The organism is Nocardioides sp. (assembly GCF_041913365.1).
Lineage (GTDB): Bacteria > Actinomycetota > Actinomycetes > Propionibacteriales > Nocardioidaceae > Nocardioides.
Map to the genome: position 1 here is coordinate 37,466 of NZ_JAYSFM010000019.1, position 7,803 is coordinate 45,268.

Below are 7,803 nucleotides of genomic sequence, written 5' to 3' on the forward strand. Positions count from 1 at the left end.
GCCGTCCCCTCACTTGTCCTCGAACAGCTGGCTGAGCTCGTCGGGCATCACGGGCAGCGGCTTCTCGGCGATGTCGACGCCGTCACCGGTGGCGTTGAGCGAGAGCACGAGGTTCTTCGCGCCCCACGCGGGGTCGGGACCCGGGAAGTCGTCGCGGGTGTGGCCGCCCCGCGACTCCTGCCGGGCGAGCGCCGCCTTGGCGATGCACTCGCTGACCAGCAGCATGTTGCGCAGGTCGAGGGCGAGGTGCCAGCCGGGGTTGTACTGCCGGTGCCCCTCGACCACCATCCCGGCCGCCCGCTGCTTGAAGGTCTCGAGCTCGGCGAGCGACTCCTCGAGCTCCGAGGCGGTGCGGATGATGCCGACCAGGTCGTTCATCGACTGCTGGAGGTCGTGCTGGATCGTGTAGGGGTTCTCCCCGCCCTCGACCTCGAACGGCGCCAGGGCACTGGCCTGCGCCTCCTTCACGTCCGCCTCGGCGATCGCCGGGCGGGCGCCCGAGGTGGCGTACGCCGCTGCGTCCTCGCCGGCGCGCTTGCCGAACACCAGCAGGTCGGACAGCGAGTTGCCGCCGAGCCGGTTGGAGCCGTGCATGCCGCCGGACACCTCGCCCGCGGCGTAGAGGCCGGGCACCGCGGACTGCTGGGTGTCGGGGTCGACCTCGACACCGCCCATCACGTAGTGGCAGGTGGGGCCGATCTCCATCGGCTCGGCGGTGATGTCGACGTCCGCCAGCTCCTTGAACTGGTGGTACATCGACGGCAGCCGCTTGCGGATGTAGTCGGCGTCGCGGCGGCTCGCGATGTCGAGGTAGATGCCTCCGTGCGGTGATCCGCGGCCCGCCTTGATCTCGGAGTTGATGGCCCGGGCGACCTCGTCACGCGGCAGCAGCTCCGGTGGTCGACGGTTGTTCTTCTTGTCGTCGTACCACCGGTCCGCCTCCTCCTCCGTGTCGGCTGTCTCGGCCTTGAAGAAGTCGGGGATGTAGTCGAACATGAACCGCTTGCCCTCGGAGTTGCGCAGGATGCCGCCGTCGCCGCGCACCGACTCGGTGACCAGCAGGCCCTTCACCGACGGCGGCCAGACCATGCCGGTCGGGTGGAACTGCACGAACTCCATGTTGATCAGGTTGGCCCCGGCCCGCAGCGCGAGCGCGTGCCCGTCGCCGGTGTACTCCCACGAGTTCGAGGTGACCTTGTAGGACTTGCCGATGCCGCCGGTCGCCAGGATCACGCTCGGCGCCTCGAAGGTGATGAAGCGACCGGTCTCGCGCCAGTAGCCGAAGGCGCCGGCGACGCGGTCGCCCTCCTTGAGCACCTCGGTGACCGTGCACTCCATGTAGACGTCGATGCCGAGCTGCACGGTGCGCTGCTGGAGGGTGCGGATCAGCTCCAGGCCGGTGCGGTCGCCGACGTGCGCCAGCCGGGCGTACTTGTGGCCGCCGAAGTCGCGCTGCGAGATCAGCCCGTCCTCGGTGCGGTCGAAGAGCGCGCCCCAGTCCTCGAGCTCGAGCACCCGCTCGGGCGCCTCCTGCGCGTGCAGCTGCGCCATCCGCCAGTTGTTGAGCATCTTGCCGCCGCGCATGGTGTCGCGGAAGTGGACCTTCCAGCTGTCCTCGGGCCAGCGGTTGCCCAGCGCCGCGGCGGCGCCGCCCTCGGCCATCACGGTGTGCGCCTTGCCGAGCAGCGACTTGCAGACCACGGCCGTGCGGGCGCCTGCCTCGTGGGCGGCGATCGCGGCCCGGAGGCCGGCCCCACCGGCGCCGATCACCACGACGTCGTACTCGTGGTGCTCCATGCCGGCGCGGGCGTCGGGCGACATCTCGTTGCCGGTCATCGGGTGTCGTGTCTCAGTCATGTCAGAAGAACCTCAGGTCCTGGATCGTCCCGGTGGCGAGCAGGAAGATGTAGAAGTCGACGATCGCGACCGAGAACAGGGAGTACCACGCCCACTTGCCGTGGCTCTCGTTGAGCCGCGAGACCCACGTCCACAGCTTGTAGCGGACGGGGTGCTTGGAGAAGTGGCGCAACCGGCCCCCGACGATGTGCCGGCAGGAGTGGCACGAGAGCGTGTAAAGCCAGATGAAGGCGACGTTGAGGATCATCAGCAGCGTGCCGAGGCCCATGTGGACGCCGCTGGTCTCGCCGTCGCCGACGGCGTACTCCGCGGGCATCGGCCGGAACGCCAGGACCACGTCGAACGTCAGCACGAGTCCGACCAGCACCGCGGCGTACCAGAACCAGCGGTGAACGTTCTGCAGGACCAGCGGGAAGCGGGACTCGCCGGAGTAGGCCTGGTGGGGCTCGGCGACCCCGCACGCGGGCGGGCTCAGCCAGAACGCCCGGTAGTAGGCCTTGCGGTAGTAGTAGCAGGTCATCCGGAAGCCCAGCGGGAAGATCAGGATGATCAGCGCCGCCGACAGCGGCCACCACGCGAAGGGCTGGCCGAAGTCGGACGCGCCCTCGACGCAGTCGCCCAGGCACGGTGAGTAGAACGGCGAGAGGTAGGGCTCGGCGTAGTAGTCGCGGCCCATGAACGCGCGGATGGTCGCGAAGACGACGAAGCCCGAGAAGACCACGAAGGTGGCCAGCGGCTGGAGCCACCACCGGTCCTCGCGCAACGTGCGCGCATCGATGCGCGCACGTCCCGGACTGCTCACGCCCTGGTCGGTCGATGCCATGCGTCCTCCAAGAGGCCCGGAAAGGGGTCGGGGCAACGCCCCCGACTATGGCCTGTGTCACACTCCAGCGGAAGTCAACGCGCCAAGGAAAACGTCACACGGACGCGGCGCGTCGCGCCCCGCAGCGAGGGGATACCGTGCCCTTGTGGCAACCCAACTCACTCCCCCGACCCTGGTGAAGGGCGCACGGGCCTCTCGGACCACCATCGCCCTCAAGATGGGCATGGCGATCAGCGGCATCGTCTTCCTCGGCTTCGTGCTCGCGCACATGTACGGCAACCTCAAGGCCTTCGGCGGCCACGACGCGTTCAACGAGTACGCCCACCACCTCCGCGAGCTCGGCGAGCCGATGCTCCCGCACGAGGGTGCGCTGTGGATCCTGCGTGCTGGCCTGCTGCTCGCGCTCGTCGTCCACGTCTACTGCGCCGCGGTGCTGTGGCGTCGTGCGGCCAACGCCCGCACCACCAAGTACGTCATGAAGAAGCACACCGGCGCGATCTTCGCCAGCCGGCTGATGCGCTGGGGCGGCGTGACGCTGCTCCTCTTCATCATCTGGCACCTGCTCAACTTCACCATCGGCAAGGTCAACGTGCAGGGCGGGGAGACGAACGACCCCTACAACCTCCTCGTCGACACCTTCGACGTGTGGTGGCTGACGCTGATCTACCTCGTCGCGATGCTCGCCCTCGGTGCCCACCTGCACCACGGCATCTGGAGCGCCGCGCAGACGCTCGGCTGGACCGGCACCGCCGCGAAGCGGGCCCGCGCCAAGACGATCGCCTTCGTCATCGCGCTGATCGTCTCGGTCGGCTTCTCCCTCGTCCCGCTCGCCGTCCTCGCCGGCATCATCACCAAGTAAGGGGTCCTCACTCGTGAGCCACGACATGGACATGCCCGACACCGTCACCTCGACGGAGGCCTCGGCCAGCGGGTCGCTCGACGGCGACTACGACGACGCCGCCGGCTACTACACCCCCGGCTCGCCGCTGGTCGACGCGAAGGCGCCCGAGGGCCCGATCGCGGACCGCTGGCAGAACCGCAAGTTCGAGGCGCGCCTGGTCAACCCGGCCAACCGCCGCAAGCTCGACATCATCATCGTCGGCACCGGCCTGGCCGGCGCCTCGGCCGCCGCCACGCTCGGCGAGGCCGGCTACAACGTGAAGACGTTCTGCTACCAGGACTCCCCGCGCCGTGCGCACTCGATCGCCGCGCAGGGCGGCATCAACGCCGCGAAGAACTACAAGGAGGACGGCGACTCCGTCCACCGGCTCTTCTACGACACGGTCAAGGGCGGCGACTACCGCTCGCGCGAGTCCAACGTCTACCGCCTGGCCGAGGTCAGCACGAACATCATCGACCAGTGCGTGGCGCAGGGCGTGCCGTTCGCCCGTGAGTACGGCGGCCTGCTCGACAACCGCTCCTTCGGTGGCGTGCAGGTGTCCCGCACCTTCTACGCCCGCGGCCAGACCGGCCAGCAGCTGCTGATCGGCGCCTACCAGGCGCTCGAGCGCCAGGTCGCGGCCGGCACGGTCTCGATGTACGCCCGCCACGAGATGCTCGAGCTCGTCGTCGTCGACGGCAAGGCCCGCGGCATCATCGCCCGCGACATGATCACCGGCGAGATCCAGACCCACCTCGCCGATGTGGTGGTCCTGGCCAGCGGTGGCTACGGCAACGTCTTCTACCTCTCCACCAACGCGATGGGCTCCAACGTCACCGCCGCGTGGCGGGCGCACCGCAAGGGCGCCTACATGGCGAACCCCTGCTACACGCAGATCCACCCGACCTGCATCCCGGTGACCGGCACGCACCAGTCCAAGCTGACGCTGATGTCGGAGTCGCTGCGCAACGACGGCCGGATCTGGGTGCCCAAGAACCAGGCCGACTGCGACAAGAACCCGCGCGACATCCCCGAGGAGGACCGCGACTACTACCTGGAGCGGATCTACCCCTCCTTCGGCAACCTGGTGCCGCGCGACATCGCGTCGCGTGCGGCGAAGTACCAGTGCGACGACGGTCGTGGCGTCGGGCCCGAGGTGGACGGCGTACGACGCGGTGTCTACCTCGACTTCGCCGACGCCATCGCCCGTCTGGGACGCGACGCCGTGGAGTCGAAGTACGGCAACCTGTTCGACATGTACGCCCGGATCACCGGCGAGGACCCGTACTCCGTGCCGATGCGCATCTACCCGGCCGTGCACTACGTCATGGGCGGCCTCTGGGTCGACTACGACCTGCAGTCCACGATCCCCGGCCTGTTCGTGACCGGTGAGGCGAACTTCTCCGACCACGGCGCCAACCGCCTCGGCGCCTCGGCGCTGATGCAGGGCCTGGCCGACGGCTACTTCGTTCTCCCCCACACCATCCGCGACTACCTCGCCGACGGGCCGTTCGAGGAGATCGGCGAGGACCACCCCGCGGTGGTCGAGGCGCGCGAGTCGGTCAAGGGTCGGATCGAGCACTTCCTCACGGTCAACGGCGAGCGCAGCGTGGACTCGTACCACCGCGAGCTCGGCAACATCATGTGGGAGTACTGCGGCATGGAGCGGACCGAGACCGGTCTGAAGAAGGCCATCGACCTGATCCGGTCGCTCAAGGAGGACTTCTACCGCAACGTGAAGGTCCTCGGCGGCGCCGAGACCCTCAACCAGTCCCTGGAGAAGGCCGGCCGCGTCGCCGACTTCTTCGAGCTGGGCGAGCTCATGTGCATCGACGCGCTCAACCGGCGCGAGTCCTGCGGCGGCCACTTCCGTGGCGAGTCGCAGACCGAGGACGGCGAGGCGCTGCGCCACGACGACGAGTTCGCCTACGTGTCCGCGTGGGAGTGGGCCGGCGAGGACGCAGCACCTGTCCTGCACAAGGAAGACCTGGTCTACACGGCCATCGAGATGAAGCAGCGGAGCTACAAGTGAACCTGACCCTGAAGATCTGGCGCCAGCCCGACGCCGCGACCCCGGGTGCGATGCACACCTACCAGCTCGCCGACGTCTCCCCCGACATGTCGTTCCTCGAGATGCTCGACGTGCTCAACGAGCAGCTCAACGCCCAGGGCGAGGAGCCGATCGCGTTCGACTCCGACTGTCGCGAGGGCATCTGCGGCATGTGCGGCCTGATGATCAACGGCGACGCCCACGGGCCGGAGGTCACCACGACCTGCCAGCTGCACATGCGCTCGTTCAGCGACGGCGAGACCATCACCATCGAGCCGTGGCGCTCCGACGCCTTCCCGGTCGTCAAGGACCTCGTGGTCGACCGCAGCGCCTTCGACCGGATCATCCAGCAGGGTGGCTTCATCTCGGTCAACACCGGCTCGGCCCCGGAGGCCCACTCGGTGCCCGTGCCCAAGGACGACGCCGACCGCGCCTTCAACGTCGCGACCTGCATCGGCTGCGGCGCCTGCGTCGCCGCCTGCCCCAACGGCTCGGCCTCGCTCTTCATGGGCGCCAAGGTCACCCACCTCGGCCTGCTCCCCCAGGGCCAGCCCGAGCGTGACGAGCGCGTGGTCAACATGGTCGCCCAGCACGACTTCGAGGGCTTCGGCGGCTGCACCAACATCGGCGAGTGCACCGCCGCCTGCCCCAAGGAGATCCCGCTCGACGTGATCTCCCAGCTCAACAAGGACCTCCGCACCGCGATCAAGCACGGCCACTGATCGATCCGCACGACGAAGGGCCCGGGGTCTCCCCGGGCCCTTCGTCGTACCCGCGCCTGCCGGGCGGTGGTCCACCTACATTTCCCGCGCTCGGAATGTGGGCTGACCACCGCTCACCCGCGCGTTTGTCCACGACACGCCCGGTGGCGGTGGTCCACCTACATTCGGCAGGTCAGGAATGTGGGTGGACCACCGCGACGCTCACGCCGCACGCAGCGGCCGTACGACGTCCGTCAGCCGCATGGAGAGCAGCGGCCACGCGTCCTCGAAGTTCGGCGGCGGACCGTCGTACCCCTTCGCCACGAGGGCTGCATGCACCCGACGCACGGTCGCCTTCGGCGAGCGCATCAGCTCCTTGGTCACCTGCTCGTAGTCGACGCGGTTGCGGCGGTAGGCGGCGTAGCGATCGATGTCGGCGACGTACTGCCCGCGGTCGTCCTGGTGCTGACCACCCTCGTACTCCACGGCGATCTCGTAGTGCTCGAACCACAGGTCCGGCGCGAGCTCCGTGCCATCGGCGAGCGAGATCGTCTCGTTGACCTCGGGCGTCGGCAGGCCGGAGAACACGACGTACGCCAGCAGCTCCCCCTCGGGGACCGAGCGCGGCCGGTCGTCGAGGAACGGCAGGACGTACGCCGTCTCGGGCACGCCGCGGCGCCACTTCTCCTCGGTCAGCAGCCGGTCGAGCAGGTGGCCGTCGAGCCACCCCTTGTGGAGCAGGAAGCAGCCGACCTTGATGGCGTCGACCAGACGGGCGTCGGCGCAGAAGGCGACGAAGGCTGCCTCCACCGTGACGCCGTCGCCGTCGTGCGGAGGCATCTTCACCGTGCGATGCAGGAACACGCCGTCCAGCACCAGGTGGAGGTCACCCTCGACGACGAAATGCAGGGTGTCGCGCGAGCCGACGTCCACCCCGAGCTGCTGGAGCCGGGTCACACCCGTCGTACGCGCCCCGGCCGGGAGCGCGAGCTGCGCGGCGAGGACACGGTCCTCCCATGTCATCTCGTGGTCGCGATGGCAGTACACGCCCTTGTGCAGCCGCCTGAAGCGAGTGCCTTCGAGGACGCGCTCCGGCACCCGGGCGTCAAGGGCGGTCGCCCGCGCGAACGGGCCGTGGAGCAGGGGCTCGGGAATCGCGAACATGGCCTGATTCGGCCACGCTGACCGTCCATCGGCTCGGCCCTCCGTCTCCAGGCTGTGGACAGGCATCGCGTCGCTGTACCTGTGGACACCTGGTGGCGCGTCTGGGGTACCGACCGACGCGCCGAGAGCGTCGTACGAGCGGTGGTCCACCTAACAAAAGGGCGTTGCGGATGTTTGTGTGCCCCCGCCCCCCCCGCGGTGAACCCCCGCCGGGCCCGCCCGGCCGGGCCGGCCCCCGAATTCGAGGCAGCGGTCCCCCACGGCTTCGCAGACCGCCTTCTTGAACGGCACCACCAGGCCGGGCGCCTCGTCGAGGCTGCCCCATCGC

6 protein-coding genes are annotated in these 7,803 nt (G+C 69.1%); 3 read left to right on the plus strand and 3 right to left on the minus strand.

Annotation, left to right across the window (positions count from 1 at the left end; all coding sequences use genetic code 11):
* Positions 1-9 precede the first annotated feature (9 nt).
* On the minus strand, positions 10-1,857 hold the full coding sequence (locus ACE3QY_RS21735; protein ID WP_374458156.1) for a fumarate reductase/succinate dehydrogenase flavoprotein subunit: 1,848 nt from the start codon (positions 1,855-1,857) through the stop codon (positions 10-12).
* Between the two features lies 1 nt (position 1,858).
* The gene (locus ACE3QY_RS21740) at positions 1,859-2,680 is read right to left on the minus strand and encodes a hypothetical protein (protein ID WP_374458157.1); all 822 of its coding nucleotides are present in this window, start codon (positions 2,678-2,680) and stop codon (positions 1,859-1,861) included.
* Positions 2,681-2,825: 145 nt separating this feature from the next.
* On the opposite strand from ACE3QY_RS21740, the gene ACE3QY_RS21745 reads away from it, so the two are divergent.
* The 3 genes from ACE3QY_RS21745 to ACE3QY_RS21755 are packed head-to-tail and all read left to right on the plus strand — an operon-like array spanning position 2,826 to position 6,332.
* Positions 2,826-3,539: a succinate dehydrogenase cytochrome b subunit gene (locus ACE3QY_RS21745; RefSeq protein WP_374458158.1), complete on the plus strand. Its 714-nt coding sequence runs from the start codon at positions 2,826-2,828 to the stop codon at positions 3,537-3,539.
* A 31-nt stretch (positions 3,540-3,570) separates the two neighbouring features.
* Positions 3,571-5,592: a fumarate reductase/succinate dehydrogenase flavoprotein subunit gene (locus ACE3QY_RS21750; protein ID WP_374458162.1), complete on the plus strand. Its 2,022-nt coding sequence runs from the start codon at positions 3,571-3,573 to the stop codon at positions 5,590-5,592.
* Entirely contained in the window at positions 5,589-6,332 is a 744-nt protein-coding gene (locus tag ACE3QY_RS21755) for a succinate dehydrogenase/fumarate reductase iron-sulfur subunit (RefSeq protein WP_374458159.1), read from the plus strand. Before ACE3QY_RS21750 ends, ACE3QY_RS21755 begins: the two co-directional genes overlap by 4 nt.
* A 201-nt stretch (positions 6,333-6,533) precedes the next feature.
* Here ACE3QY_RS21755 and ACE3QY_RS21760 read toward each other — a convergent pair whose 3' ends face one another.
* A complete protein-coding gene (locus tag ACE3QY_RS21760; RefSeq protein ID WP_374458160.1) occupies positions 6,534-7,475 on the minus strand; it encodes a hypothetical protein in 942 nt (313 codons plus the stop codon).
* Positions 7,476-7,803 lie beyond the last annotated feature (328 nt).